At 56.1% G+C, this 26,944-nt stretch carries 20 protein-coding genes; 10 read left to right on the top strand and 10 right to left on the bottom strand.

What is annotated here, in order from left to right; all coding sequences use genetic code 11:
* The first annotated feature begins 33 nt into the window (after positions 1 to 33).
* Positions 34 to 7,791: a dermonecrotic toxin domain-containing protein gene (locus tag QMK51_RS07395; protein ID WP_320393601.1), complete on the top strand. Its 7,758-nt coding sequence runs from the start codon at positions 34 to 36 to the stop codon at positions 7,789 to 7,791.
* Here the strand turns inward: QMK51_RS07395 and QMK51_RS07390 are convergent.
* The 6 genes from QMK51_RS07390 to QMK51_RS07365 all read right to left on the bottom strand — a co-directional run bounded on the left by QMK51_RS07390 (position 7,788) and on the right by QMK51_RS07365 (position 13,081).
* Positions 7,788 to 8,768 (bottom strand): GlxA family transcriptional regulator, encoded by a 981-nt coding sequence (locus QMK51_RS07390; protein WP_258699494.1) that lies wholly within the window; start codon positions 8,766 to 8,768, stop codon positions 7,788 to 7,790. The two genes, QMK51_RS07395 and QMK51_RS07390, sit on opposite strands and share 4 nt — an antisense overlap.
* Before the next feature lie 158 nt (positions 8,769 to 8,926).
* On the bottom strand, positions 8,927 to 9,691 hold the full coding sequence (locus QMK51_RS07385) for an ABC transporter ATP-binding protein (protein WP_046042317.1): 765 nt from the start codon (positions 9,689 to 9,691) through the stop codon (positions 8,927 to 8,929).
* A gap of 27 nt (positions 9,692 to 9,718) precedes the next feature.
* On the bottom strand, positions 9,719 to 10,831 hold the full coding sequence (locus tag QMK51_RS07380; protein ID WP_320393600.1) for a M14 family metallopeptidase: 1,113 nt from the start codon (positions 10,829 to 10,831) through the stop codon (positions 9,719 to 9,721).
* Position 10,832: 1 nt separating this feature from the next.
* Positions 10,833 to 11,531: an ABC transporter permease gene (locus tag QMK51_RS07375; RefSeq protein WP_258699492.1), complete on the bottom strand. Its 699-nt coding sequence runs from the start codon at positions 11,529 to 11,531 to the stop codon at positions 10,833 to 10,835.
* The gene (locus QMK51_RS07370) at positions 11,528 to 12,217 is read right to left on the bottom strand and encodes an ABC transporter permease (protein ID WP_320393599.1); all 690 of its coding nucleotides are present in this window, start codon (positions 12,215 to 12,217) and stop codon (positions 11,528 to 11,530) included. Before QMK51_RS07370 ends, QMK51_RS07375 begins: the two co-directional genes overlap by 4 nt.
* 90 nt (positions 12,218 to 12,307) lie before the next feature.
* The gene (locus QMK51_RS07365; RefSeq protein WP_320393598.1) at positions 12,308 to 13,081 is read right to left on the bottom strand and encodes an ABC transporter substrate-binding protein; all 774 of its coding nucleotides are present in this window, start codon (positions 13,079 to 13,081) and stop codon (positions 12,308 to 12,310) included.
* Positions 13,082 to 13,117: 36 nt separating this feature from the next.
* On the opposite strand from QMK51_RS07365, the gene QMK51_RS07360 reads away from it, so the two are divergent.
* Positions 13,118 to 13,393, top strand: a complete 276-nt coding sequence (locus QMK51_RS07360) for a hypothetical protein (protein WP_320393597.1) — start codon at positions 13,118 to 13,120, stop codon at positions 13,391 to 13,393.
* A gap of 360 nt (positions 13,394 to 13,753) precedes the next feature.
* Here QMK51_RS07360 and acs read toward each other — a convergent pair whose 3' ends face one another.
* Positions 13,754 to 15,709 carry an acetate--CoA ligase gene (acs, locus tag QMK51_RS07355; protein ID WP_320393596.1) on the bottom strand — a complete coding sequence of 652 codons (1,956 nt, stop codon included), beginning with the start codon at positions 15,707 to 15,709 and terminating at the stop codon, positions 13,754 to 13,756.
* 405 nt (positions 15,710 to 16,114) lie between these two features.
* Here acs and QMK51_RS07350 point away from each other — a divergent pair, with 405 nt between their 5' ends.
* The 3 genes from QMK51_RS07350 (at position 16,115) to QMK51_RS07340 (ending at position 18,744) form a co-directional block, all read left to right on the top strand.
* Positions 16,115 to 16,378 carry a DUF2790 domain-containing protein gene (locus tag QMK51_RS07350; protein WP_320393595.1) on the top strand — a complete coding sequence of 88 codons (264 nt, stop codon included), beginning with the start codon at positions 16,115 to 16,117 and terminating at the stop codon, positions 16,376 to 16,378.
* Between the two features lie 185 nt (positions 16,379 to 16,563).
* Positions 16,564 to 16,836 (top strand): hypothetical protein, encoded by a 273-nt coding sequence (locus QMK51_RS07345; RefSeq protein ID WP_258699487.1) that lies wholly within the window; start codon positions 16,564 to 16,566, stop codon positions 16,834 to 16,836.
* Between the two features lie 657 nt (positions 16,837 to 17,493).
* Entirely contained in the window at positions 17,494 to 18,744 is a 1,251-nt protein-coding gene (locus tag QMK51_RS07340; RefSeq protein ID WP_258616658.1) for a ribonucleotide-diphosphate reductase subunit beta, read from the top strand.
* A gap of 165 nt (positions 18,745 to 18,909) precedes the next feature.
* Here the strand turns inward: QMK51_RS07340 and QMK51_RS07335 are convergent, their stop codons facing one another.
* Genes QMK51_RS07335 through QMK51_RS07325 form a run of 3 tightly spaced genes read right to left on the bottom strand, consistent with a single transcriptional unit; the run spans position 18,910 to position 21,711 of the window.
* The gene (locus QMK51_RS07335) at positions 18,910 to 19,947 is read right to left on the bottom strand and encodes an RES family NAD+ phosphorylase (RefSeq protein WP_320393594.1); all 1,038 of its coding nucleotides are present in this window, start codon (positions 19,945 to 19,947) and stop codon (positions 18,910 to 18,912) included.
* 1 nt (position 19,948) lies between these two features.
* Entirely contained in the window at positions 19,949 to 20,863 is a 915-nt protein-coding gene (locus tag QMK51_RS07330; protein ID WP_320393593.1) for a sce7725 family protein, read from the bottom strand.
* Positions 20,864 to 20,874: 11 nt separating this feature from the next.
* The gene (locus QMK51_RS07325; protein WP_320393592.1) at positions 20,875 to 21,711 is read right to left on the bottom strand and encodes a sce7726 family protein; all 837 of its coding nucleotides are present in this window, start codon (positions 21,709 to 21,711) and stop codon (positions 20,875 to 20,877) included.
* A gap of 453 nt (positions 21,712 to 22,164) precedes the next feature.
* Here QMK51_RS07325 and QMK51_RS07320 point away from each other — a divergent pair, with 453 nt between their 5' ends.
* From QMK51_RS07320 to QMK51_RS07300, 5 genes are all read left to right on the top strand, one after another.
* Positions 22,165 to 22,698 (top strand): Bro-N domain-containing protein, encoded by a 534-nt coding sequence (locus QMK51_RS07320; protein WP_320393591.1) that lies wholly within the window; start codon positions 22,165 to 22,167, stop codon positions 22,696 to 22,698.
* 120 nt (positions 22,699 to 22,818) lie between these two features.
* Positions 22,819 to 23,532 carry an HNH endonuclease signature motif containing protein gene (locus QMK51_RS07315; RefSeq protein ID WP_320393590.1) on the top strand — a complete coding sequence of 238 codons (714 nt, stop codon included), beginning with the start codon at positions 22,819 to 22,821 and terminating at the stop codon, positions 23,530 to 23,532.
* A gap of 336 nt (positions 23,533 to 23,868) precedes the next feature.
* Positions 23,869 to 24,858 (top strand): hypothetical protein, encoded by a 990-nt coding sequence (locus QMK51_RS07310; protein ID WP_320393589.1) that lies wholly within the window; start codon positions 23,869 to 23,871, stop codon positions 24,856 to 24,858.
* Between the two features lie 97 nt (positions 24,859 to 24,955).
* On the top strand, positions 24,956 to 25,969 hold the full coding sequence (locus tag QMK51_RS07305; protein ID WP_320393588.1) for a response regulator: 1,014 nt from the start codon (positions 24,956 to 24,958) through the stop codon (positions 25,967 to 25,969).
* Between the two features lie 3 nt (positions 25,970 to 25,972).
* On the top strand, positions 25,973 to 26,926 hold the full coding sequence (locus QMK51_RS07300) for a diguanylate cyclase (RefSeq protein WP_320393587.1): 954 nt from the start codon (positions 25,973 to 25,975) through the stop codon (positions 26,924 to 26,926).
* Positions 26,927 to 26,944: the final 18 nt, after the last annotated feature.

The raw sequence follows: 26,944 nt of genomic DNA, 5'->3' as shown, positions 1-26,944 counted from the left end.
TGGGCACTTTCCAGACGCCCAAGGATTGGCCCGATGCACCCCAACGAAGAACAGCAACCTGCCATCACTGCCGACGCGCTCAGCCAGCGCCCCGACGATCACTACTTGCATCTGCAAGCCAGTCTGCCCCAGTGGCTGGGCAACGCCACATCAGCCAGACGCCAGGCGTTGAAGGCCACTCAGCCCTTGCTGCCGCTGACGCTCCAGTCCGTGCCGGCGGGCCAGCATCAGTTGCTGAAAACCCTCAACGTCGCACATTGGAATGCCCAAAACGATGTCGACCGGCAACTCGAGCACTTCAAGGATGCCAGCGCCTTTGCCGAGCCCCTGCTGAAGGCCGCGCTGAAAACCCGCTTCGATCTGGATCTGGACGTCAGGACCACGTTCCTGCGCCTGTACCTGCCCACCACTACCCCACTGTTTGCGATCAAGACTGGCGCCCGCACCTGGACGGTGTCTTTGCTGGAGGCGGCGCTGCATAACTTCGAGCAAAAGGAAACCGAAGACGATGCCTATGATGCCGCTTCGACTTTCATCACCCAACCTTCGGCAAACGGGCAGTTCGACACACTGCCGCCGATCAAGGAAAAGCTGAGCATCGCGGCATTTGCCCAGCTGTGCCGAGAGCTGGATATCGGCGCGCAGTACACGACGTATCTGAAAGACCATCTCGGCTTTACCGATCCGGCGAAGGCTGCGCAGTTGCGGCAAAAGATCGACAAAGGCCAGCAGGCTGCGCTGAAAGCCGCCCTGCAGCTTGCCCGCATGAGCGGCGATATCAGTGAGGGTTATTTCCGCACGATCTCCGCACTGGCCGTAGGCATGCAGCATTTACGGATCAACGGCCAGCCACTGCTGTGCCACAGCCTGACGATGATGTCCGCGCCCCTCACCGACATCATTGTCTTCGCCCCGCCTGCGGATGAACCGCGAACCGCCGCCCGGGTGGTGGCCTATGTACCGGACGACCCGCTGCATCCGATCAAGGAATACGCCTCGTCCACCGAACTGGAAGTCGAACTGACCCGCCAATTGCGTTCCGGCGAATACCAGAAATTCTTCAGCCGTTTCATCAATCACGAGCAGCGCGGGTTTTTCTTCTCCAGCCTGAACAGTCGCCTGAGTCGCGTGGCTTGGCACGCGCCTGTGACAGGCAGCGCGCAACCGCCATGGCGAGAAGAGCCATTCGAGCGGCCAGACCTGCAACTGGCCTCGACACCGATCCGCAGTGAACTGTGGGAACACCTCTATCAGGGCAAGCTGAACAAAATCCTGAATGACGCCCGGGTTATCGCCGTCGCGACCGCCACAGTCGATTCGAGGGTGCGCTGGGCGTTGTGGGATTCCTTTGTCGGTATCGCCTCGACGATCGTACAGACCGCCGCCTTCGTCATTGCGCCCTTCGTCCCGGTTCTCGGCGAAATGGTAATGGCATACATGGCCTATCAGTTTCTCGACGAAGTGTTCGAAGGCATCGTCGACTGGACATTGGGGCAGACCGCTGAGGCGATACAACACCTGATCGGCACCGTCGACTCACTGATTCAACTGGGAGGGTTTGCCGTTGGCGGCGCCATCGTCGTCGGTGAGTTCCGCAAAGTCCTGCCCAAGGAAATCGTCGCCTTTATCGAACGCTTCAATCCCGTGCGCATGCCCGACGGCCAGACCCGCTATTGGCAAGCGGATCTGACCCGATACGAGCAGAACAGTGTACCTGACGCACAGTCCAAACCGAACGAACTGGGCTTGCACCAGCATCAGGGGAAAAAACTGCTGCGCCTCGATGACGCGCATTTCGCGGTGAGCGAAAGCCGGACTCCGGGCCAGTACACCATTGATCACCCAACCCGACCGGACGCCTACACACCGGTGCTGCGACACAACGGCGATGGCGCCTGGCACAGCGAACTCGAACAGCCGCTGGAATGGGATACACCCACGACGCTGCGACGGATTGGCCACTCGGTCGAATCGTTCACGCCGGCACAGCGCGAGCGCCTCCTTCAAATCAGCGGCTACGACGACAATGCCTTACGCCAGATGCATGCCGACCAGGAACCGCTGCCGCCATTGCTGGCCGACAGTATCGTGCGCTTCAAAATCGACCAGGATTTGCAGCTGTTCATCGAACAACTGGGCAGCGAGTCGCCCGAACAGTATTGCGCCGCCGACCCGATGATTCAGTTGCAATTGCTTACCGAGCAAGGGCGCTGGCCGGCCGGCAAACGGCTACGCCTGCAGGATCAACGAGGCGAAGTCAGCTGGCAGTCTTCAGCCAGCGAAACCCTGCCTGTCACCGATATTCATTTGGACAATTTGCTCGAAGTCGACCTCCTCAAGACGCTGCTGCAGGCACTCAACGAACAGGACGCCAAAGCGCTGCTGGGCGAAGCATTCGCGGGTCCGGACCTGCCATTGGACGTGCGCTCCCGCAACTTGCGCCAGCAACTGCTGCAACACGCCAAGAATCAGCGCGGCACGCTGTTTGAATCACACTACCGGGCCATTCCCCGCGCCAGCGACCCGTTGATCACCCGCATTGCACAGCACGAACCGTCATTGCCCACACCTGTCACTCAAGAACTGCTCAACAACGCCACCGGCGATGAGCTGCTGCAAATCAGCGAAGGGCAGTTACCGGTGCGTCAGCAGGCCCTCGTTCAGTTCGCCAGGGAAGAAGTGCGGGTCACGCGTGCTTTTGAAGGACTGGAACTGGACTCGGTGAACAATCCGGACACCGACACACTGGCCCTGCACAGCCTCAGGTACGTGCCAGGCTGGACTGGCGACGTGCACCTGGAAATTCGCGACGGGCGTTACGAAGGCAGAATGCTCGACAGCACGGGTCGCGCCGATGCGCCAGCGCAAAAGGTTCTGGTCAGGCAGAGCGATGGTCGCTACCGGCCGTTTGATGAGCGCGGTCAGGAACTGCATTCGGCTACTGATTTTTACTCCAGCATTCTGTACGCCCTGCCGGATGCCGAACGCCAGGCCTTGAATCTGCAGATCGGTCAGGCAGAACAACTGAAAACCGCGATCCGCGCCCGACCGCTGGCTCGAGATGAGCTACGTGTGGTGATTGCGCTGCCCTCCACTCCGGCCCCACAGATAGACACCCTGCGTCTGGTGGCGCACAGAGGCCGGCCGGCCAGCGGTTTGCCCGAGACAAATGCGCCTGCCACTGCCCTTCCTGCGCCGCTGGATGCTGTTCGATTGATCTATCGAGGCTACAACGCCCAGGAAGCCCGGGATTTTACGGTGAGATTTGGCAATGACCCGGCGGCGATGAGAAACGAACTGGCGCGCCTGAGGAGCGAACTCACCCGCCTCACGGATAACCTGCGTCTCTGGGAAACCCAGGTTCCCACAAACGATCCCGCTAGCGGATTGCCCTTGACGGCCATTGAACTTCGCGCGGCAAAGCAAAGCCGCGCAACACTCAGAAAAAACCTCGAACGCTGCTGGCGCAGGGAAATACGCAGCTCCGCCGGTTACACCCTTCAGGTAAGACAGCCGATCATCGGTGACCTGCCCGTGCCGGATGCCGACTTCAGTCACGTCGCCTCACTTGGCATCAACGGCGGCCCTCATACCGGTGCCATCGATGGATTCTTGCAGCAGTTCCCGCAACTGCGATCCCTGGACGTGCAAAACCTCAACTTGTCGAGCCTGCCGCCAGCCATTACCTCAATGCCCCTGCTGCAAAATCTGGTCATGCGCGACTGCGGTCTCGTTCTGCCTGCCAACAACCGGTCGATGTTTGCGCCCTTGTCCGAACTCATGCTCCTGGACCTGCAAGGCAACCGCCTCGAGGTGGCGCCCGATGTTCACGCAATGCCCTCGTTGCGCTACATCAATCTCGACAATACGGGCATCTCGATGCTGCCAGGTGGTCTGCTGGATCATCCACAACTGGTCATGAGCCGATTCTCCGGCAATCAGATCATTGACATTCCCGAGGTGTTTTTCGATCTGGCTCCTGCGCTCAGTGACGGTTTCAGTTTTGCCGACAATCCCCTTTCCTCAACCAGCCGGGAGCGGGTGAAGGTCTACTACAAGCGAAGCGGAAAGCACTTTGGCGTTCTGCCGGAAGCGGCGGACATGAATCGGGCGAGCAAGCTCTTTCCAGGCCTCAACAGCGAGCAAGCCACTGATCTGCTTTATCAACTGCCCGGAACACTGGTCGAAGGCCGCGCCCAACTCGCCGCTTGGGAAGCCGAAGTCCGTCGGCTCCATGACGACCTTGCACAATGGAGCGACAACATCCCCGAGCGCTCCCCGGAGACGGGTGAGCTGTTGACTGTCAACGAGCAGGAGAACGAACGCCTTGTCCGGCAAGCCTTCAGCAACAAAGTGGAACAGTTGTGGCGTCAAAGACCGCCGTTACCCCCAACACTGCAAAGCAACCGCCTGCAAGCCTCCGTGGGGTTCATCGGCGACATGCCGTTGCTGCGTGCAGATTTCAGCCATGTTCGAGAAATCGCCCTTGATGGCAACCGTCATGTTTCGGCGCTCTTGCCCTTCCTGCAGCAGTTTCAGGACCTGACCCTGTTGGAGCTGAGTTTTTTTGATCTGGAACCTGCAACGCTGTCATCGATAAACACGACGAAACTGCTCACACTGCGACTCAAGAACTGCGGAGTCATGATGACCCCGGAAAACCAGGCCGCGCTCTGCGCCATGCCGCAGCTGCAAACACTCGAATTGCGCGGCAACCCTCTCGGATCATTTTTTGATCTGAATCTGCTGCCCTCGCTCAAATACCTCGATCTGTCTGCCACTGGCCTTCGCGAACTGCCCCCCGGAATCACCGAGAGCCCCGATCCGGGAACCGCGCTGTTGAGTGAAAACAACATCGTCGAGCTGCCCGATGCGCTTTTTGATCTGCCGGCCGAGCGCAGTGACGGCATTGATCTGGCTGACAACCAGGGTCTCTCAGCTGACGCTCGCAACCGGATTAAAAGCTACTACCGCAGAACCGGGCAGGATTTCGACGTGCTGGCAGACCCTGCGGACATCGCCCTGGCCAGAGAACTGTTCCCTAGCCTGGATACCGTCGAGGCCAGCGAACTCATTTACGACTTGCCCGGCACCCTGGCGGACGGTCGGGTACAGCTTGAGGCCTGGAAAGTGGAACTCGACAGACTCAAGCAAGATCTGCAGACCTGGGCAGTTCAGGTACCGCATCAAGACCCGCTGACCGGCGAGGCGAGCGATGCCGTCACGATGTACAACAAGGACCGATCTGAATTTGCCCGGCAATTACAGAGCTTCTGGCAACGCCGATCGAGCACGTCCGGCATGCGCGATGATCACTTCATTGCAAACCTGAACTTTGTGGGGGACATGCCACGGCTGACGGCGGACTTCAGCCATGTTTCAAGGCTGCACCTCATCGGCAACTCAGCGATTGGTGACATCGCCCCGTTCATCGAATTGTTTTCCCGGCTACATGTCCTGGAGATGCATGACTTCGCCTTGGGCCAAGTGCCCGCCAACCTTGCGCGCCTGACCGAACTCAAGGAACTGACACTGGGTAGATGCGCCATCACCCTCACCGCCGAGGGCCAGACCCTGCTGCATTCACTCCCTGATCTTGAGCATCTGGACCTGAGCAACAACCCACTGGGGCTGATTCCCGATCTGACACCCATGCCAACGCTGAACGATATCCGCCTGTACAACACCGGCATCGCCAGCCTGCCCAATGGCCTTGCCACGCATCCCAACCTCAGAAGCGCACAGCTCACTGGCAACGCCATCACTGATCTGCCAGAAGATTTCTTTGCAGTGGATATCGATCTGGCCGATGGCATTGATCTGGCGAACAACCCTTTGTCCCCGAGTGCTCGTGATCGCATCAAGGTGCACTACGCCAGCATTGGAAATGATTTCGGCGTACTGCCCGACAGGGCCGACATCACCAAAGCGCAGACACTGTTTCCGGAGCTGAACATCGAAGATGCCACCCATGTGATCTATCGATTGCCAGGAACGCTGGCAGACGGCAGCGCTCAGTTGGCGCGCTGGGAAACAGAAATCACACAAATGGTCAGCGACCTCGCCGCCTGGTCAGAGCGCGTGCCGACCGGCACGACAGGACTGAACATGAATGCGGTTGACCGGGCTGCGCAGCGGTTCAACCGCAGAGCCTTCAGCCGCACTCTGAAACAGTTCTGGCGCAGCAGACAAACCGGCAAGACAGAACTCAGAGTCAATTCTCTAGGCATTGATCTGACCATCATCGGTGAGCTGCCAACGCTGACCGCTGACTTCAGTCATGTCACCCGGTTGGCGCTGCAGGGTAACGATTTCCTCACGAGCGTCGAGGGCTTCCTGAATTGTTTTACCGGACTGGAGGCCTTGGAAATGCGCCGCTTTGCCCTCGGCAAATTTCCTCCGTCCGTTTCCCGAATGACCAGACTCAAAACACTGGTGCTCAGCAGCTGCGGCATCCTGTTCGATGAAGCGGGACAAGCTGCCCTGTCCTCTCTGCCCCGACTGAGCGGGCTGGATATGTACAACAACCCGTTGGGCAGCGTCCCGGACATTACAGCGCTGAAAGCACTGGACTTCATCGACCTGTCCAGAACGGGGATCGATCATCTTCCAGCCGGTTTGCACGAACTGCCCGATCTGAAAATTGCACTGTTCAGTGAAAACCGTATCAGCGTACTGCCGGAAGAACTTTTCCAACTTCCCCCCGATCTCAGCACCGGCGTTGACCTCGACCACAACCCGCTGACATCAACCACACGGGAGCGGATCAAAACCCACCGCCAGGCGAGCGGCGTAGATTTCGGTGTTTCGGTCAGCCCCGAAGACAGTCAACTGGCCCGTACGCTTTATCCGCAATCAAGCGACACGCACATCAACGATATTGTCTATGGCTTGCCCGGGACACTGGCCGATGGTCGAGTTGAACTCGTGCGTCGACAGACTGAGCTCGCGACCTTGATTCGTGATCTCGAAGCATGGACAAAAGAAGCTCCGATCAACAGCAACGCCCCCGCACCACTGGACGCCGATTCCCTGCATCTGGAGCAAGAGCGCAGGGAACAATTCAAAGAACTTCTGGAATATTGCTGGCGCCGGATAGCCGTAGAGGGTCAGAGCGAATTCGAGTTCACTTGCGATCTGCCCATCACGGGTGCATTGCCGACGTTATCGGCTGACTTCGGCCATATACAGACACTGAACCTGACCAGCAGCAACGCCACGCCCCCGCGTGTCGGTCAATTTCTCGAGCGTTTTGCCAATCTGCAGGTGCTTGCCATCCAGGGCTATCGTCTGGACGACATCCCCCAAGCAGTGCTGGCCATGGACAAACTCAAGAGACTCAGCCTGCCCAACTGCCATATCAGCCTGACTCAACAAACGGTGGAGGGACTGGCCGCCCTGAAGAACCTCAACAGACTGGTTCTGCGGAGCAACCCGCTGAGCCGCACACCCGATGTGGGTCAGATGGCCGCATTGTCCTGGCTGGACTTGAGCCACACGGGCATCAGTGAAGTACCGACGGGTTTGTTCGACTGCCGCCAGCTTGAAACCGTTGACCTCTCCGGGAACGCCATTGTCGAGGTGCCGATCGAGCTGCTGGGCACCGGCACAACCGAATTCGACTTCAGTGACAACTCACTCTCCGACACCGCCGAACAGCGCGTGACGAGTCAACGTCTTGCCAGGGAAAACGCACAGAGCGAACAGCGAAGGCTGCAAGAGGAATCCGAAGTCTCATCCATTTCCATAGGCAATGAGCCGTCGCCACCGCCAAGGTCGCAATACGTCTAGCCGCGCTCGGGCGGCACCGACGACAATTCGAACGGACTGCTGCTGCGCCGCTGGTTGCGATCTTCCCGCGGCGTGGCACCGAAGAAGTTGCGGTAGGCGCTGGAGAAATGCGGCCCCGAAGAGAAGCCACAGGACAGGCCGATCTGGATGATCGACTTGCTGGTTTGCATCAACATCTGCCGGGCCTTGTTCAGGCGCAGCTCCAGGTAATACTGGCTCGGCACGCGGTTGAGGTACTGCTTGAAGATCCGCTCCAGCTGCCGACGCGATACGCACACATGCTGGGCGATTTCGTCGGTGGTCAGCGGCTCTTCGATGTTGGCTTCCATCAGCAACACCGCCTGGGTGAGCTTCGGATGGCTGGAGCCCAAGCGGTTCTGCAACGGAATCCGCTGGCGTTCGCCGCCTTCACGAATGCGTTCGACCACCAGTTCTTCCGACACCGCACCGGCCAGTTCGGCGCCGTGATCACGGGCCAGCACCGCCAGCAACAAGTCCAGTACCGACAAGCCACCACAGGCGCTCAAGCGATCGCGATCCCAGTCGAACAGATGGCTGGTGGCGATGACTTTCGGGAAACGCTCGGCGAAATCGTCCTGCCAGCGCCAATGCACGGCAGCGCGATAACCGTCGAGCAAACCGAGTTGCGCCAACGGGTAAACACCGGCCGACAAACCGCCGATCACACAACCGGCTCGCACCAGTTGTTTCAGTGCACTGCTGAGCGCCGGTGCGAGTGAGGTCGGCGGCTCATCGGCGAGCAGGAACAGTTTCTGGAAGTTTTCGAGCTTGCCGGCCCAGGGCTCACCCGGCAATTGCCAGGCGCCGTCGGTTGGCGGTTCGGCCTGCAAAAACGACAGTTCGTAAACAACGTCCGGGTGCACACGCTGGGCAACACGCAAGGCCTCCTCGGCCAGCGCAAGCGTCAGAGCTTTAGTGCTGGGCCAAATCAGGAAACCAATTCGATGGGCAGTCATGGCGGGCAATCCGAAACGAAAACAGTGATGAAGGCATGGGCCAATGCTAGCCCGTAAATGAACGCAAATCTCGACACCGGCAGAGATCAAATGTGGGATCGGAGCCAGCCTCTAAATGGCGAAGCATGCACTATCCCTGTGCACAACGGCAGTCCTGATTACTTCAAGCTGCCGGAGAGGAATTGTTGCAAACGTTCGGATTGCGGGTTCACCAGCACTTCACGCGGGTTGCCGCTTTCTTCGACGACGCCTTTGTGCAGAAAAACCAGTTGGTTCGACACTTCACGGGCAAAGCCCATTTCGTGCGTTACCACCACCATGGTCCGGCCTTCCTGCGCCAGGGCCTGCATGACTTTCAGCACGTCACCGACCAGCTCCGGATCGAGGGCCGAGGTCGGTTCGTCGAACAGCATCACCTCAGGCTCCATCGCCAGCGCACGGGCAATCGCCACACGCTGTTGCTCGCCACCGGACATGTGTCCAGGGTAGGCGTCTTTACGATGAGCAACACCGACCTTGTTCAGGTAGTGCTCGGCCTTCTCGCGGGCTTCGGCCTTGGACATGCCGAGCACGTGGACCGGCGCTTCCATGATGTTTTCCAGCGCAGTCATGTGCGACCACAGGTTGAAATGCTGGAACACCATCGACAGGCGCGAACGCATGCGTTGCAGCTGCTTCGGGTCGGCGGCCTTGAGCGCGCCGTCCTTGTTGGCAACCAGTTTCAGCTCTTCGTTGTTGAGCAGAATCTTGCCCGCGTGCGGCTGCTCGAGCAGGTTGATGCAGCGCAGGAAGGTACTTTTGCCGGAGCCACTGGAGCCGATGATGCTGATCACATCGCCAGCCGCCGCCTTCAGGGACACGCCCTTGAGCACTTCGTGACTGCCATAGCGTTTATGCAGGTCTTGGACTTCAAGTTTGTACATGCGGTCGGTTCTCACAAAAACAGTCAGTCAGTCGTTGAGCAAGCGCCCGTGACGCAGCGCTTCGCGCCCCGCCACCTTGGCCAGCCAGAAACCGGGTTGGGCATAACGCAGCCGTTCAATGGCAAACAGCACCCCGGACGTACCAGCACACACCGTGCTGACCCGATCCGATAACGGATCGATCACTTCAAAAATTTCGTCGCCGGTTTCGATCCATTCACCGGGTTTACGCAGAAAACTCACCACACCAGGATGCGGCGCGAACAGCAATTCGGTGCCTTCGAACGGCATGCCTTCGCAAGCCTCTTGCACAGGCTTTGGCCATTCGCCGCCGATCAAACCCTGCTCGGCAAGGAACGCCAGAATGCCTTCGGCGTGAGCCACCGCCTCTGGGCGACCGGTATCCGACTGACCACCCAATTCAATGGTAGTCGCCAGGCATGCCAATGGAATCTGGGCATCCGGGAACAGCCGCGACAGACGCAGCCATGGCAGCGAACACGCTTCGTCAAAGGAGCTGCCGCCGGAATCTTCCGCCAGCAGCCCGACCTTGACGTTCAAGTGGGCGGCTAACGAACGCCAATGCGGCCAGTGTTGCGGCAAGGCATACATGTGCAGCGCCGCTTCGCAATCGCAGTGCAAATCCAGCACCACATCGGCGGTGCAGGCATGGCTGAGCAAGATGCGCTGCATGCCTTGCAACTGGCTGCTCGCCTCTGGCAAAGCCGCCAGGTGATCGCTCATAGCCTGACGGATGAGTCGAATATTGGCATGCGGATCATCACCCAGATGCCCATCGAGTTCGGCGGCCACGGGCTCGCTCAACTCGACGAAATCCCGGTTGAAGTTCTTGCCGCTGCCGGCCTCGAAACGACCCTGATGGTTCCCTTGAAGCAGTTGGCCGAGGCCCAGTGGATTGGCTACTGGCACCAATTCGATCACACCGTTCAGCAAGCCTTGGGCTTCGAGTTCGGTCAGGCGCTTTTTCAGCTCCCAAGCCGTGCGCATCCCCGGCAGTTCATCGGCGTGCAGGCTGGCCTGAATGTAGGCCTTGCGCTCGCCAGCACCGAAGCGGAACACCGAAATCCGGCGTTCGCTGCCCAGGTGGCTCCACGGCAATGCATGATCGATGCGTTCCATGTCAGTGCTTCCGCGGGGCCAGATAGCCCAGCCAACGGTGTTCGGCCATTTTGAACAGGCGCACCAGAATGAACGTCAGGCACAGGTAGAACACGCCGGCGGTGATGTAGGCCTCGAACGGCAAGTAGAACTGAGCGTTGACCGTGCGCGCGGCACCGGTGATGTCGATCAGGGTCACGATGGACGCCAGACTGGTGGTCTGCAGCATCATGATCACTTCGTTGCTGTACTGCGGCAGTGCCCGGCGCAGGGCCGATGGCAGCAGGATCCGCTTATACATCTTGATGCGCGACATGCCCATGGCCTTGGCTGCTTCGATCTCGCCGTTCGGCGTGGCGCGCAGGCTGCCGGCGATGATTTCGGCGGTGTAGGCGCTGGTGTTGATCGCGAAGGCCAGGCACGCACAGAACGTGGCGCTGGACAGCCACGGCCAGAGGAAGCTCTCCCGCACAGCTTCGAATTGCGCCAGACCGTAGTAGATCAAAAACAGCTGCACCAGCATCGGCGTGCCGCGGATCACGTAGGTGAACAGCCAGGCACTCATGTTGACGATCGGCTGCTTGGAGACGCGCATCAGCCCCAGCGGCAACGCCGCCAGCAGACCGAAAAACAGCGACAGTGCGAGCAGTTTGAGGGTGGTCACCAGGCCGCCGAAGTACAGCGGCAAGGCCTCCCAAATGACGTTGTAGTCGAAGATCATAGATCAGCCGCCCTTACGCCTACCGAGTAGCGCTTCTCAAGGTGACGCAATGCCAGCAACGAGACACTGGTGATCACCAGGTACATCGCCGCCACTGCGAGGAAGAAGGTGAAAGGCTCGCGGGTAGCGTCTGCCGCCTGCTTGGCCTTGAACATCATGTCTTGCAGACCGACCACCGAAATCAGCGCGGTCGCCTTGGTCAATACCAGCCAGTTGTTGGTGAAGCCCGGAATTGCCAGGCGAATCATCTGCGGTACCAACACCCGGAAAAACACCTGGAAACTGCTCATGCCGTACGCCATGCCGGCTTCTGCCTGGCCTTTGGGAATCGCCATGAACGCACCACGAAAGGTTTCGGACAGGTACGCACCGAAGATGAAGCCCAGGGTGCCGATACCGGCGGCCAGCGGGTTCAGGTCGATGTAGTCGTCATAACCGAGCATCGGCGCGACGCGGTTGAGCAGGTCCTGGCCGCCATAGAAAATCAGCAGGATCAGCACCAGATCGGGAATACCGCGGATCACCGTGGAATACAGATCGCCCAGCCAGGCCAGCCAGCGCGCCGGCGACAGACGTAGCGCAACGCCGATCAGCCCCAGAACGATGGCCAGGGCCATGGACGACAAGGCGAGCTGAAGCGTCAGCCATGCGCCATCGAGGATGACAGCCCCGTAGCCTTTCAACATGATTCAGGTCCTCGAAAGTTGGGATGAAAAAATGGCGCAAACCTCAGAGATCCTGTTGCTTGCGCCATTTCGGACTTGTTGCGGGGACGGTTACTTGCCGTAGATATCGAAGGCGAAGTACTTGTCCTGGATTTGCTTGTACTTGCCGTTCGCGCGAATGGCAGTGATCGCGGTGTTGATCTTGTCTTTCAAGGCGTCGCCTTTGCGTACGGCGATACCGATGCCGTCGCCGAAGTACTTCTCGTCGGTGAACGCCGGGCCAACGAAGGCGAAGCCTTTGCCGGCGTCGGTTTTCAGGAAGCCATCATCCAGCAGGGTCGCGTCTGCCACGGTGCCGTCGAGGCGACCGGCGGCCACGTCGAGGTAGATTTCGTTCTGCGAACCGTAAGGCTTGATCTCGGCACCCAGTGGGGCCAGGACTTCGCGGGCGAAGCGCTCGTGGATCGAACCACGTTGCACGCCGATGTTCTTGCCCTTCAGCTCAGCCAGGCTTTCGCTGACCTGAGTGCCGGCCTTCATGACCAGCCGCGCCGGGGTGTTGTAGTACTTGTTGGTGAAGTCCACGGACTTCTTGCGGTCTTCAGTGATCGACATGGACGACAGAATCGCGTCGATCTTGCGCACCTTGAGTGCCGGGATCAGGCCGTCGAACTCTTGCTCGACCCACTGGCACTTGACCTTCATCTCTTCACACAGGGCGTTGCCGATGTCGTAGTCGAAACCCACGATGCTGCCGTCCGGTGCTTTGGAGGCGAACGGAGGGTAAGCCGCCTCGATACCGATTTTCAGAGGTTTTTCATCGGCGAATGTCGGCAGGGACAGCACGGACAGTGCCAGGGCGCCAAGCAGCACGAGTTTCTTCATCTTGGGACTCCATCGGTAAAGGGCAAAAACGGCAGAGTGAGCGACAGCCCAATATGCGAATGGGTTAAACAGAAAGCGGTGCTGCGTCCTGGGATGACTGCGATGGATTTCAACGCAGACAACGACGAGCGAGTGATCGGCATTCTAACGACAGGCCCGAAGCCGATATTTCTTCAATGCGACAACAAATTACAGATGCACCGAGAAAGCCGCTTGAGCGCGTTGACAGTCTTGCAATTTCATGCAAGAGCAAAAGATTTTGAACCGATCTATATTGCAAATTGCGGGCCCATTATTGGCAAACCCTTCTAATCCAGCAAGCGCAGCGTGGTGTCTTATTTTTCAGGCAGGGTTGAGAGGCCCTGAAACAGGGCTTAGCGTTTCTCAATGCCTCGTTGTCGGGCGCGCGGTTACACATTCAGTTACTTGAAGGGTGATGGGTAACATTGGGAAAGCGCCGACGGGGGAAGCCGATAATTATTGGTAGTTGTTTATGTGTTGCCTGTCAGATCGCCTTCGCGAGCAGGCTCGCTCCCACAGGGGAACGCATTCCAAATGTGGGAGCGAGCTTGCTCGCGATGAGGCCAGAACGGCCAACACAAAAACCCAAAGCATAAAAAACCCCACCAGGCTCAACACCTGGTGGGGCTTCGATGACTCAGGAATCGGCGCTTACGCGACGTTCATGGTCTTGTGCGTATCAATCAAATGCTGCACCACACCCGGATCCGCCAGGGTCGAAATATCCCCCAACCCGTCGTATTCCGCCGTGGCAATCTTGCGCAGAATGCGGCGCATGATTTTGCCCGAACGGGTTTTCGGCAGGCCCGGCGCCCACTGGATGACATCCGGCGAGGCAATCGGGCCGATCTCTTTACGCACCCAGTTCTTCAGCTCCAGGCGCAGTTGCTCGCTCGGCTCTTCGCCAGCGATCAACGTGACGTAGACATAAATGCCCTGCCCTTTAATGTCGTGCGGCACACCCACCACCGCCGCCTCAGCGACTTTCGGGTGAGCGACCATCGCGCTTTCGATCTCGGCGGTGCCCATGCGATGCCCGGAAACGTTGAGCACGTCATCCACGCGACCGGTGATCCAGTAGTAACCGTCTGCGTCACGACGCGCACCGTCACCGGTGAAATACATGCCACGGAAGGTCTTGAAGTAGGTGTCGACGAAGCGGTCATGGTCGCCATACAGCGTGCGCGCCTGGCCTGGCCACGAGTCGAGAATCACCAGATTGCCCTCGGCAACGCCTTCGATGATGTTGCCCAGGTTGTCCACCAGCGCCGGCACCACGCCGAAAAACGGCCGTGCCGCAGAGCCAGGCTTCAGACCGTGAGCGCCCGGCAGCGGGCTCATCATGTTGCCGCCTGTTTCGGTCTGCCACCAGGTATCCACGATCGGGCAACGGGAATGGCCGACATTCTTGTAGTACCAGTCCCACGCTTCCGGGTTAATCGGCTCACCGACCGAGCCCAACAGACGCAGACTGCTGCCATCGGCGCCTTCGACAGCGGCCGTGCCCGACGCCATCATCGCGCGGATCGCGGTCGGCGCGGTGTAGAGGATGTTGACCTTGTGCTTGTCGACGATCTTCGCCACCCGGGTGATGTCCGGGTAGTTCGGCACGCCTTCGAACAGCAGCGTGGTCGCGCCATTGGCCAGCGGGCCGTAGACGATGTAGGTGTGGCCGGTGACCCAACCGACGTCGGCGGTGCACCAGTAGATCTCGCCCGGGCGGTAGTCGAACACGCGCTCGTGGGTCATCGCCGCATACAGCAAGTAACCGCCGGTGGTGTGCTGCACACCCTTCGGCTTGCCGGTGGAGCCGGAGGTATAAAGGATGAACAGCGCTTCTTCGGCGCCCATTTCTTTCGGCGCGCACACGCTGCCCGCCACTTTCATCAGGTCTTCGTACCAGATGTCGCGATGCTGGTTCCACTTGATGTTGCCACCGGTGCGCTTGCACACGATGACTTTCTGAATGCTGCTGGTTTCCGGGTTGGTCAGCGCGTCGTCGACGTTGGACTTGAGCGGGATCTTCTTGCCGGCACGAACACCTTCGTCGGCAGTGATCACCACTTTGGATTTGCAGTCGATGATGCGGCCAGCCAAAGCTTCCGGCGAGAAACCACCGAACACCACCGAGTGAATCGCGCCGATCCGGGTGCAGGCCAGCATGGCGACCACGGCTTCGGGGATCATCGGCATATAGATCGTCACCACATCGCCGCGGTGTACATCCTGGCCGCGCAAGGCGTTGGCGAACTTGCAGACTTCTTCATGCAACTCGCGGTAGGTGATGTTGCGGCTTTCGGCGGGGTCATCCCCTTCCCAAATGATCGCGATTTGATCGCCGCGCTCGGCCAGATGACGGTCGAGGCAGTTGTAGGAAACGTTCAGCGTGCCGTCGGCGAACCACTTGATGTCGACATGGTGATCGTCGAAGGACGTCTGCTTCACCGTGGTGAAAGGCTTGATCCAGTCGAGTCGCTTGGCTTGTTCACGCCAGAAGCCGTCCGGGTTGACGACCGACTGCTGGTACATGGCCTTGTAAGTGGCCTCGTCAGTCAGCGTATTGGCTGCTACCTCGGGACGAACGGGATACAAAGAAGCCGCACTCATCTTTCTTACCTCGGTGGAATAGTTGTTTTTGTATGGCCCAGTTGTAGCCGGGCGGCGCCTATAGAACCATTCGACGATGGTAGTAACAAGCCCCTACAGAATGTAGCTATATCGCGACAAGGCGCTCAAACCCGGCTATTCCGGGTCCCCGTAGGCGCTAGCGAAGCCTGCGATCTTTTGATCTTTACGGAGGATTGTTACCAAATCTGCCAAAAGTGTTTATCAAAAGCACGGCTATATGCCCGCCACCCTCAGGCCTAAAATCAGCCTCGCCAACAAGGCAACGTGATTAACCCAGTTGCAGCCCCCACGAAGGCCGTTAATCCAAGACTCTTTATTAAAGCTCCACACGCAATCCCAAAAAGATTGCGTGACCCCATTCGACCTCAGAAAGGTAAATTTGAAATGAAAGCTTTGTTAGTTCTGGCCCTCAGCAGTCTGTGCGCAACCGCCATGGCGGACGAGGTCCCGACTGATGTCGCACAGCAACAACCCGTCGTCGAGGAATACACCTACTCCACCCACCTGGACATCGCCAAAGTGATCTCGATGAGCGAAATCCCGAATGTCTGCGAAGTGGTTCCGGCCAAAATGGAATACGACGACTCCAAAGGCCAGCGGCACATTCTGCGCTACAGCGTCATGGGTACCGGCTGCTCCAACGGCTGATCCGCCCCCACTTTTATCTCCCGAGGCTCGACCCATCCGTTTTTTGAGACAGATGAAGCGCCGAGCCTTGTATCGATAAAGGCGATTGTTTTAAGCATTTATTTGCGATTTTTAATCTAATTATCTGGCGTAGTATGAATTCCACACCCAAGGCACACCACGCCAACGAACCTGGAGCCACTACCATGAAAACCAAACTGATCCTCGCCCTGACCCTTTCCGTCCTGGCCGCCAACACCTTCGCCGCCGATGGCTACGACCGCACAGGCTCGGCTGCTTTCAACGACGCGGCTGTCGCTTCTGACGGTTACGACCACACCGGCTCTGCCTCTTTCGCGGCTGACGGTTTCGATCGTACCGGCGCTGCCAAAGTCGCTGCTGACGGCTCCGATCACACCGGCGCCGCCAAGGTTGCTGCCGATGGTTCCGACCGCGTGGGGGCCGCTCGTTTCAGCTGAACACCCAGCGCGACCTCACAGCCCGACTTCGGTCGGGCTTAGTTGTGTCTGGAGTGGTTAAAAATCGACCAAAACCACAACATGTAGTGAAAAACATGGTTTTCTGGTTGTTTTTTGAGCAACGCTTTTCAAGACCCTTTGCAGCTCAGAATTGCACACAATATCATCCACAAAACCCCGCCTATTGCCCTGCAAGCCCCGCCCCACCTGGCTTGCGCCGCAACAGCTGCCCGTAACGGCGCGAACACCCCGGCCTCACCGTCAAAAACCAGCCAAAACAGGCGAAAAAAAAACTTCCTCCGCCAAAGCCCTGTAAACCCTCGCTCCAACCTGAAAACGCCCCTCGCCAACCGCTCCAGGTGCCATTTCGCCGCACCACGGGGCTGAAAATTTCCTTATAATGCGCACTTAAACGGGCCTGCAATATTCCCTTACAGGGGTGAAAAGCCAGTCTGAAGCCCACGCAGAGCGGCTCACGTTCTCTGCGCCCATCAGTGGCTTCGGAACACCCGTACAAAATTCTGTTTATTGCCTGCGTTGTACTGCTGCAACAAACGATTTCCTTTAGATCCAACGCGGCCAGAAAAGGCTGTGTGAAAAACCAACCTATCAGTTTTCACACGGGCAATCTGGCCCTCACGCAGGAGACGACACGTCATGCTGAGCTGGGACGAATTCGACAAAGAAGATGACGGCGAAGTCGCTGTAAAAGGCGCCAATGCCGGCCACGCTTCTGAAGCCAACATGGACCGCCTCGACAGCGCCGGTGGTGCCGCCGCTCAAGAGGCCCGCGCCGTGACCGCGACGGACTCCGCCGCGATCGCCCGCGCCAAGGCTGCCCTGGACTCCCTCGACGTCGCCGAAGGCCTCGCCGAACTGGAAGGCGCCTCTGCCCGTGTAGCTGTCGATGAAAAGCGCATGATCAACTGCCGCGCCGACCTCAACCAGCTCGTGCCATTCAAATACGACTGGGCCTGGCAGAAGTACCTGGACGGTTGCGCAAACCACTGGATGCCGCAAGAAGTCAACATGACCGCCGACATCGCCCTCTGGAAAGACCCGGAAGGCCTGACCGACGACGAGCGCCGCATCGTGATGCGCAACCTCGGCTTCTTCTCCACCGCCGACTCCCTGGTTGCCAACAACCTGGTCCTGGCCGTGTACCGCCTGATCACCAACCCGGAATGCCGCCAGTACATCCTGCGCCAGGCCTTCGAAGAGGCGATCCACACCCACGCCTACCAGTACTGCATCGAATCGTTGGCCATGGATGAAGGCGAAATCTTCAACATGTACCACGAGATCCCATCGGTCGCGAAAAAAGCCACCTGGGGCCTGAAATACACCCGTTCGATCTCCGATCCGAAGTTCGAAACCGGCACCGTCGAAACCGACAAAGAACTGCTCCGCAACCTGATCGCCTACTACTGCGTTCTGGAAGGCATCTTCTTCTACTGCGGCTTCACCCAAATCCTCTCCATGGGCCGCCGCAACAAAATGACCGGCGTCGCCGAGCAGTTCCAGTACATCCTGCGCGACGAATCCATGCACCTGAACTTCGGCATCGACGTGATCAACCAGATCAAAATCGAAAACCCGCATTTGTGGGATGCCGAGATGAAGGAAGAGGCTTCGCAGATGATTCTGCAGGGGACTCAGCTGGAGATTGAATACGCTCGTGACACCATGCCTCGTGGGGTGTTGGGCATGAATGCGGCGATGATGGAGGATTACCTCAAGTTTATTGCTAACCGTCGTTTGTCGCAGATTGGTTTGAAAGAAGAGTATCCAGGGACGACTAACCCGTTCCCTTGGATGAGTGAAATTATGGACTTGAAGAAAGAGAAGAATTTCTTTGAGACGAGAGTTATTGAGTATCAGACTGGTGGGGCGTTGAGCTGGGATTGATTTAATCGTTGACTACAACTTCCCATATGGAAAAGCCCCGAACTTGTTCGGGGCTTTTTATTCCCATTAAATGGGATAGAAAATAGCTTATGTGCGGGACCATAAAACAACAAAAAAACGCATTTATCGCTAAGCAAAAAATCATCAAAACTCAAAACTTAGCTATCAAACCGGATCAGCCAAAAAATCATGTCGAGTCCTCACTACTTGACCGCGATATGGCTCTCTAGCCTGAAACACCTCACTATTAAATATAACGTAATTCCGACCTTGTCCAAAAGAGCTATTAAAAACAATCCCATCATAATTAGCCACCGACTTGACAAACTCACACATATACTGCGTAGGTATATATTCAATATGAGATTTGTCAGGCAAAACTGGCTTAGACAGCTCAAGTGAAAAGCGCTCTAGCAGATCTAGAAAGCAAAGAACATCTTGCATTTGCTGCTCTTCGAACTTCAGCACTGAAGAGTCACACCTAGGATCAGTCAAACTTAGCAAATTCAAATCGGCAATCGCCACAAATTCCGACACATAAATTGCACTTGCATTACTCGGTCTAACTTCAGCAACACAAGTCTCTACATTCTCCGCAAGATATAAGTATGGTATTCCTATCGGGTTAGCACGTCCTCCAGAAGCTATCATCGGAGGCGGTGTCCCCATCTGCGCAGCAGTTAAAGGACTTTCAGATATTCGGGCCCTGAACAAGACTCCGCCACCATCAAAAGGCGCCTTCAGCTGCTCCAAAAGAGCCAAAAAAACTTCAAAACTTGAGTTACTTGCAGAAGGACTCAGAACTTGAGAAATCAATGCACTACGCGGAAAAAATCTATTCTTATGTTTTAACTCTTCCTTGAAACTCAACCACTGGCTAGAATATAAGGACACATCAAACTTAAACGCATATCTTAAACCAGCAATATCATCACCAAATATCTCACGCGCCAACCTTCCAGCATCCCTTACTACCGCAGGACTAAGCAAACCAAACTGCTTATGCAGCAGCGTAACTAAATCCTCACCTACAGCCGAAACCTCTAGACTGTACAATATTAGCTCAACCGTAGAAAACAATGTATCAGAGCTAATTGTAGGGACCCTAGTCGCACCACAGTATGAACAATTTCCAACAACCCCTTTTGATGCCGCCTCAATCAAAACCGAATCAGTAAAGCAATGAATACAGCACTTAGCCATTTCAATGCCCCTGAATGTAGTGACACGTTGTTTCAATATGATGTTTTATCGAGATTTTTTTCACATGCCCAAGACCAGGATAGTGCCTTGAAGCATGAAGAGTAAAAAACTCACCCAGACCGGTTGTCCGAGTAAACTTATTAGGATTGACAGTAACATACTGAACAAGCTTATTCAGAGCATCCATAAACTTGCCGCCTGGGTTTGTAGGGGTACGGTCATCATAAGAAGAAAAATGCCGAACATGCATAGCGTCGTATTCTTCTCGATTTATGTATGACAGATGCACAGCCACTACATATGCAGGCCCGCCTGACTCAGAGTAATCCTCACTTAAGATAGTGAAATCACCAAATCCGACAACATTATCAAACTCTCGGTACTCGGTGTGCAGCCCTGAAAACAAAGAGTCTTCAGCATAATCAGAGTTCTTAACTTCCTTTTTAAAGAAATCTCCATACACAACCTTATTTCTGAGCTGTGCAAACGCCGCCGAACTGACTCTAACTGGATTTACCAGCGTGTACACCGACTCATTGATTACATCTACCATTGCTCTATCGACGCTACTTTCAATATAGGCTGCCGCCCGACCACGAAAAGATTGAAAAAGCCCTATCGCGGCAGAATCCTGAGGACTCTTGATCTTGACACAAGGTAAATAAGCCCCCTCTTCCTCCTGTAAAAATTGACTTATTAAGTCCTCGCCACCGGCATAATCACCTAGAGACGGATTTATTACCACAAGTGGTATTATCCCATTATCCGCCAGCTGCTTTATAGTTCTTTTTAAGGGAGATATATTTTCCCTTACAGGCTCAACGACTGGCTTTATATATTGAGCATCGATGATCTCTGACAGCTCACGCAATGCTATCAATTCATTTTGCTTACCCTTTAATATAGGAAAATACATCAAACATCCCTTTAAATTGGAGAGTTAAGCACCCTCATTAGATTGTTTTTCTTAGCATTTGAAAGCTTTACGCTAAGGCTGGCCATTAGCAACGTTCGTGGTAACGCAAGCGAAAACTCCCGACTTGATCGCCGTGTATCCTTTAGAGTCTTACAAAAAATTGTTCGCAACAAATCCGCATCGGCTTTCAAAAAAACCGATTCACACCAACTGAAAATTTCAGTATTTGAAAGCCCTCGCGGTGCTTCTTCAATCTGACAAGCCATTGAAAAGTATTCAGGTTGGCGTAAGGAGCGAATTAAAACCTTTGGGTCTATTTTGCTCCTAACGAGCCTCGCACTCCGGACCTCTGACAAAGTGTCTCTGCCAGTAAGAACAATCAATCCAACGCTATCATTGATATTTTTTAGCGCATACTCTCTATGAGTTTCTGCCACTACCACAAACGTCTTATCAAAGATTTTCTCATATGCATTCAATTGATCATTCAATCTTGAAAAATTATCAAGATCGGTTTTTATCTCATAACAGGTGCTATTACCATTCAAAACCACACAATCAGCTTTATTATTCCCTACTCTAAACTCAGATATTAGAGTGGCGGTTGAAAGCTTATGCCGCCCAAGAGCAATTTTATTCGCAACAACATTCTTAAAAAAATACTCAAATCTATAGTTCCTGCTGAGATCTTTGTAACAGACTTCATAAACATCGGCAGGAGTAAAAATCCGAGGTAAGGAATCCATATAAGAGCGCGAAACATCAAGAACATGCTCAACGTTTCCGCCCGCAAGACCTTCCACACAATTAGTGGAAAAAATCCTACTCAATTCCCGGTAATTTCTCATTGCTATATCTACTACCTACTTTTCTACTGCTAACGCTAGCATTCAGAAGTCATGCTAGCAGAGAGCCTCGCACCAAGCTCGATTTAGAAACACAATAATCAAAGAAGTCTGCCTTGACCATCTCCCGTTCAAACCATACCCTCTCAAGCCGGTGCCTAAGAAACACCTCACACAGCGGACTGACCGCACCCGACAGAAGCGGCTTTTTTGTGCCTACGGTTTCCCCGTGGGCATCAGAAAATCTCTGTTATGCCGGGAGTGGGCGAATACAAGACCCGAAAGGGGAATATGTCCGGCCCTCTGTGTGGGGTTTCTTAACTCCCGGCACCCAGCCCTAAGAAAGCTGACATCACACAGAGGTAAAGGATATGCCTAAAAATCTCTCCTTCTCTCCGAAGGTAATCTGCTTTAGCTGCTTCATTGCCCACGCGCTTCCATTCCTGGAGGCTCGCCATGTCTGATCCTTACATCCCCACAGTCTTCACCCGCCAAAACCTCCATCTTCACGCCCTCCTTCTGGAAAACCAGCCATGGTTCTGCGCCCGCGATTTGGGTCGCTTGATGGGCTTCCATCTGAATGATCGTGTCGTCAGCAAGCTCGACGAGGATCAGCGGCATACGCTGTTGATTGAGTATCACGGCCAACCGGAGAAGCGGTTGATGCTCAGCGAGTCCGGTGTTTATGCATTGCTGGTCTATCACTACGCGCCAGGGAATCGGTTATTGCGTGAGTGGTTGACTCATCAAGTGGTGCCAGCTCTGCGTGATGCGGGGCAGTCGAAGAACACGGATCGGCCGATGTTGAGTTTGTTGGATTGGCCGGAGATGTCATTGAGTCTGTTGCATTGGCAGGATGAAGGCTGGATTCGGCTGCGGGACATGCCTTATCTGTTGCTCAATCGCACGCGGCGGCGGGTGCCGGTGGTTAAGCCTTGGTGGCGGAAGGTGGTGGAGGTGTTTCAATCGTCGAAGCATTCGGTGGGTTAGTGCGGTGATGTCTCTGTAGGATCGCTTGAGCGATACGTCGGTCTTTTCTGTAGGAATTTTCGTAGACAGGTGTAATGGCCACTCAGTATCGTCCGAGGGTTTCCAACCCTCGGCGATTGTATGGGCACTCCAAAAGAAAGAACTGGCTGGGATGATCAGGAGCTTGAGGCTTCGGTTGATGCTTACCTAAAGATGCTGAGTCTCGAATTGAGCAATCAACCGATAAAAAAGGCTGACGAGAATCGTCTTTTGCGCGAAGGACCGTTGAGCAAGCGCAGTGCTTCATCGGTTGAGTACCGCATGCAAAACATTTCGGCCGTAATGGCGCAAATGGGTCTGAGACACATTGTTGGCTATGTACCTGCAAAGAACGTCGGCACCGGAATCAGCAGCCGGGTTCGAAAAATACTTGCCGAGAAAAATATCGACCGCTTCCGTCTTACACCCGAGCCAGCGAACCAGCAGGTTACTTATAGGCTGTTAGAGGCTGCCCCACCCCATGCTGACGACGTGCCGGAAGGAATTCTGAATCCCATACATATCAGCACCGCAACGATTAGGTATGCACGGGCGAAGAAGATCTCCGATTGGATATTGAAACAATCCGAAGGCCGCTGCGAAGGATGCAAGCAAAAAGCTCCTTTTCTGCGCTCTGACGGATTGCCTTACCTTGAAGTCCATCATGTTAAGCATTTGGCCAAGAAAGGCTCGGATCGTCCGAAGAACGCCGTGGCGTTATGCCCTAATTGTCATAGACGTTGTCACTACTCAAGCGATAGGGATGAGTTTACTGCTTGGCTTTATGACAACGTCGCACGGCTGAGACGTGAGTAATTGAGCTGAATGCAATTCGTGGCGAGGGAGCTTGCTCCCGTTCGGCTGCGAAGCAGTCGCTATGCAGACAACTCGATCTGCCTGATGCACCGCGTTTACCGATTTGGGTCTGCTGCGCAGCCCAGCGGAAGCAAGCTTCCTCGCCACAGTGTGTTGCGTTGCTGCAGAGTTAGCGCTCGATAGATCGGCCCAGTTGCTGCCGAAATTCGCGAGCAGGCTCGCTCCCACAGGTTTGGTTTGTTGTCACAGAATTTGCGGTGTGTTGAAAACAGTCAGTGCAACCCGCCCCGCCTCCCGCTATTAATACCCTTCCCCACTCAAGGACCCGAGCCCACCATGAAATTCGACCTCGCCTACTGCCTCAGCCTCGACGAAAAGCTGTCGATCTATGACGTGCGCGATTTGAATTTCGACGAGACGATGAACTTCGATTCCGCCAAGGAGCACTTCCAGTGCCCCAACAATGCCTGCCGTTTGGCATTCGATGCCGCCAACGTGTTGGGAACGTTCAACGCCAAGAATGTGAACTACGTACGCACGCCGCACTTCAAGAACATCCCCAGCACCCGGCATGTCGAGGGTTGTCCTTATGTCAGCCTGAAGACGCCGGCGTCGGGCCTGGAGGCGGACGGGGCGGAATCGGATGACAGTCGGGAGGAGCATTTCCCGTCGGAGTTGTTGCTGACTCGGCGTGAGTATGTGCGCAAGCCGTCCAACCCAGCGGTGGCGGCGGATGTCATGCGGGATGACCCAACACCCACTTCAGCGGCCAGTAACGTCGAGCATCCGAGCCGGGAGTCGGCGCCGGACAAGACCAGTGTCTTCGCCCATCCGGTGGAGTGTTTTGTGTCGAACTTCGAGGACAAGGATCTGCTCAAGCGTATGCCGCTGAAGATTGGCGAGCACACGGCGCCTTATGGATCGTTCTTCAAGAAGATCGAATACCTGCAGGACAACAAGGGGCTGATTTACTGGGGCAAAATCAAGGAGATCAAGGATTACACCCAGAGCTTTCGCATCGATTTCGAACAAAAGGTCTGGGTCAAGCAACCGGGCGAGGCGAAGAAGAAGCCCTATTCGGTCAACGTTTACTTGAGCAAGAAGCTGATCGACAACTACCGCAAGCGCAAGGCGTTTCTGGACGAGATCAAGCACGCCGTCGACAGTGATGCCGAGTTGTACTGCTTCTTTTATGGCGTGACGCCGGAGTTGAAGCAGGTGCCGAGCAAGAAAAACCCCGAAGAGACGTTCGGCGTGTTCAGTGCCAATATCGAGAACCTGGACCACTTCATCATTCGTGAAGCGCCGGGGTTGGCGAGTAAATAGTCATTCGCTCACCCTGCCGGACGTCGTCCTTAGTAAGACCTCGTTTGTTAGGTGGCCTTTGTAAGCTTGTGACATGATGCCGCTAGTATTTTCCCTGATGAGTGGCTTATCTGTGTCAGTGATTCCCCTACTGGTCTGTGACGACTCCAGCATGGCTCGTAAGCAAGTATTACGGGCACTGCCGGCGGATTGGCCGGTGTCGGTCACCGAGGCCGGTAATGGTCACCAGGCAATGGAGGCCATACGCCGGGGGTTGGGGCAGGTGGTGCTGCTCGACCTGACCATGCCGAAGATGGATGGTTATCAGGTGTTGAGCGCCTTGCGCGCCGAAGGATTGAAGGCGCACGTCATCGTGATCTCTGGTGACGTTCAGGAAGAAGCGGTGCGTCGCGTGCGTGAGCTGGGTGCGCTGGCGTTCCTTAAAAAGCCTTTCGACGAACACGAGCTGCGCCAGACACTCAGTCAGCTAGGGCTACTGATGGAGCCCGGCCAGGCGTTGCTGGGGAGTCGTCCGGCGGCGAACACCGTCATCAGTTTTCACGATGTGTTCCGCGAAACGGTCAACGTTGCCATCGGCCGGGCGGCCGCCCTGATCGCCAAGGTGTTGGGCGTCTTTGTGCAGTTGCCGGTACCGAACGTGAACATCCTCGAGGTCGGCGAGTTGCACATGGCGCTGACCGATGCCAGCAGTCGCAAGCAACTCACGGCCATCTGCCAGGGTTTTATCGGCAGTGGCATTGCCGGCGAAGCCCTGCTGATGTTTCACGACTCGGAAATCGCTGACATCGCGCAATTGATGCAACGCCAGAGCGCCGACTATTCAGACCTGGAAATGCTGCTGGACCTCTCCAGCGTTCTGATCGGTGCTTGCCTGAGCAGCATTGCCGAACAGATCGATGTGGCGTTTTCCCAAGGTCACCCGCAGGTCCTCGGCCAGCACGCGGCCATCGATGAGCTGATCCGGGTCAATCACAAGCGCTGGAAAAAGACCCTGGCGGTGGAAATCAGCTACAGCCTGGAAGGGCAAGACATTCGTTTCGACCTATTGTTGCTGTTCACGGAAGACTCAATCGAGCGGTTGACCCACAAACTCGCCTACTTGATGAATTGAGCCATGAACGATCCTATCGATCTGAACGAGTTTCACTGGTTGCTGGCGATCGTCCAGAGCATCGACGTCGGTGTGGTGGTGCTCGACCGCGACTACTGCGTGCAGGTCTGGAACGCCTTCATGGAGAACCGCTCCGGGGTACAGCCCAAGGATGCTCACAATCAGTATTTCTTCAGTCTGTTTCCCGAAATCGACCGCCAATGGTTCCGCCGCAAGGTGGAAAGCGTCGTGACCCTGGGCACACCAGCGTTCACTGTCTGGGAGCAGCGCCCGTATTTGGTGCGGTTCAAGAACTACCAGCCGATCACCGGCCAGGAAGCGTTCATGTACCAGAACACCACGTTGTTCCCGCTGCGCTCCACCGACAGCAAAATTAACCATATCTGCCTGGTGATCTATGACGTCACCGACGTCGCCGCCAACCGGCATCAGCTCCAGGCCGCCAATGCGCAACTGCAACAACTCTCCAGTACCGATCGGCTGACGGGGCTGTACAACCGTGGTCATTGGGAAGAAAACCTGAAAGTCGCCTATGCCCGGCACCAGCGCTATGGCAATGCCATCAGCCTGGTGATGTTCGATATCGACCACTTCAAGCGGGTCAACGACACCTATGGTCACCAGGCGGGCGACAAGGTCATCGAGCAAGTCGCCAGGCTGGTCCGTGAGCATGTGCGCGACACCGATGTGGCCGGGCGTTATGGCGGTGAAGAGTTCGCCGTGGTGCTTTCAGACACCGACAAGAGCGGTGCACGGGATATCGCCGAGCGTCTGCGTAAGGCAATCGAAGGGCTGGAAGTGCTGCACAACGGCCAGAGCATCCGTTTCACCATCAGCCTGGGGGTGGCCGATCTGAGTCAGCCCTCGACCAACTACACCGACCTGATCACCTGGGCGGACCACGCGCTGTATGCGTCGAAGAAGGTCGGGCGCAATCGGGTGACGGTGTATGAGTAAATAAAGCAGCCCAACCCA

Origin of the sequence: Pseudomonas sp. P9_31 (assembly GCF_034008235.1) — a bacterium.
GTDB lineage: Bacteria > Pseudomonadota > Gammaproteobacteria > Pseudomonadales > Pseudomonadaceae > Aquipseudomonas.
This window is presented reverse-complemented; position numbering and strand designations above follow the sequence as displayed.

Excerpts from the sequence above, each read along its gene's own strand:
- QMK51_RS07375 (WP_258699492.1), bottom strand. The coding sequence starts at position 11,531 with ATGATCTTCGACTACAACGTCATTTGGGAGGCCTTGCCGCTGTACTTC.
- QMK51_RS07385 (WP_046042317.1), bottom strand. The coding sequence starts at position 9,691 with ATGTACAAACTTGAAGTCCAAGACCTGCATAAACGCTATGGCAGTCAC.
- QMK51_RS07330 (WP_320393593.1), bottom strand. The coding sequence starts at position 20,863 with ATGTATTTTCCTATATTAAAGGGTAAGCAAAATGAATTGATAGCATTG.
- QMK51_RS07315 (WP_320393590.1), top strand. The coding sequence starts at position 22,819 with ATGGGCACTCCAAAAGAAAGAACTGGCTGGGATGATCAGGAGCTTGAG.
- QMK51_RS07310 (WP_320393589.1), top strand. The coding sequence starts at position 23,869 with ATGAAATTCGACCTCGCCTACTGCCTCAGCCTCGACGAAAAGCTGTCG.
- QMK51_RS07320 (WP_320393591.1), top strand. The coding sequence starts at position 22,165 with ATGTCTGATCCTTACATCCCCACAGTCTTCACCCGCCAAAACCTCCAT.
- QMK51_RS07345 (WP_258699487.1), top strand. The coding sequence starts at position 16,564 with ATGAAAACCAAACTGATCCTCGCCCTGACCCTTTCCGTCCTGGCCGCC.
- QMK51_RS07380 (WP_320393600.1), bottom strand. The coding sequence starts at position 10,831 with ATGGAACGCATCGATCATGCATTGCCGTGGAGCCACCTGGGCAGCGAA.
- acs (WP_320393596.1), bottom strand. The coding sequence starts at position 15,709 with ATGAGTGCGGCTTCTTTGTATCCCGTTCGTCCCGAGGTAGCAGCCAAT.
- QMK51_RS07350 (WP_320393595.1), top strand. The coding sequence starts at position 16,115 with ATGAAAGCTTTGTTAGTTCTGGCCCTCAGCAGTCTGTGCGCAACCGCC.
- QMK51_RS07395 (WP_320393601.1), top strand. The coding sequence starts at position 34 with ATGCACCCCAACGAAGAACAGCAACCTGCCATCACTGCCGACGCGCTC.
- QMK51_RS07340 (WP_258616658.1), top strand. The coding sequence starts at position 17,494 with ATGCTGAGCTGGGACGAATTCGACAAAGAAGATGACGGCGAAGTCGCT.
- QMK51_RS07370 (WP_320393599.1), bottom strand. The coding sequence starts at position 12,217 with ATGTTGAAAGGCTACGGGGCTGTCATCCTCGATGGCGCATGGCTGACG.
- QMK51_RS07335 (WP_320393594.1), bottom strand. The coding sequence starts at position 19,947 with ATGGCTAAGTGCTGTATTCATTGCTTTACTGATTCGGTTTTGATTGAG.
- QMK51_RS07325 (WP_320393592.1), bottom strand. The coding sequence starts at position 21,711 with ATGAGAAATTACCGGGAATTGAGTAGGATTTTTTCCACTAATTGTGTG.
- QMK51_RS07305 (WP_320393588.1), top strand. The coding sequence starts at position 24,956 with ATGAGTGGCTTATCTGTGTCAGTGATTCCCCTACTGGTCTGTGACGAC.
- QMK51_RS07365 (WP_320393598.1), bottom strand. The coding sequence starts at position 13,081 with ATGAAGAAACTCGTGCTGCTTGGCGCCCTGGCACTGTCCGTGCTGTCC.
- QMK51_RS07300 (WP_320393587.1), top strand. The coding sequence starts at position 25,973 with ATGAACGATCCTATCGATCTGAACGAGTTTCACTGGTTGCTGGCGATC.
- QMK51_RS07390 (WP_258699494.1), bottom strand. The coding sequence starts at position 8,768 with ATGACTGCCCATCGAATTGGTTTCCTGATTTGGCCCAGCACTAAAGCT.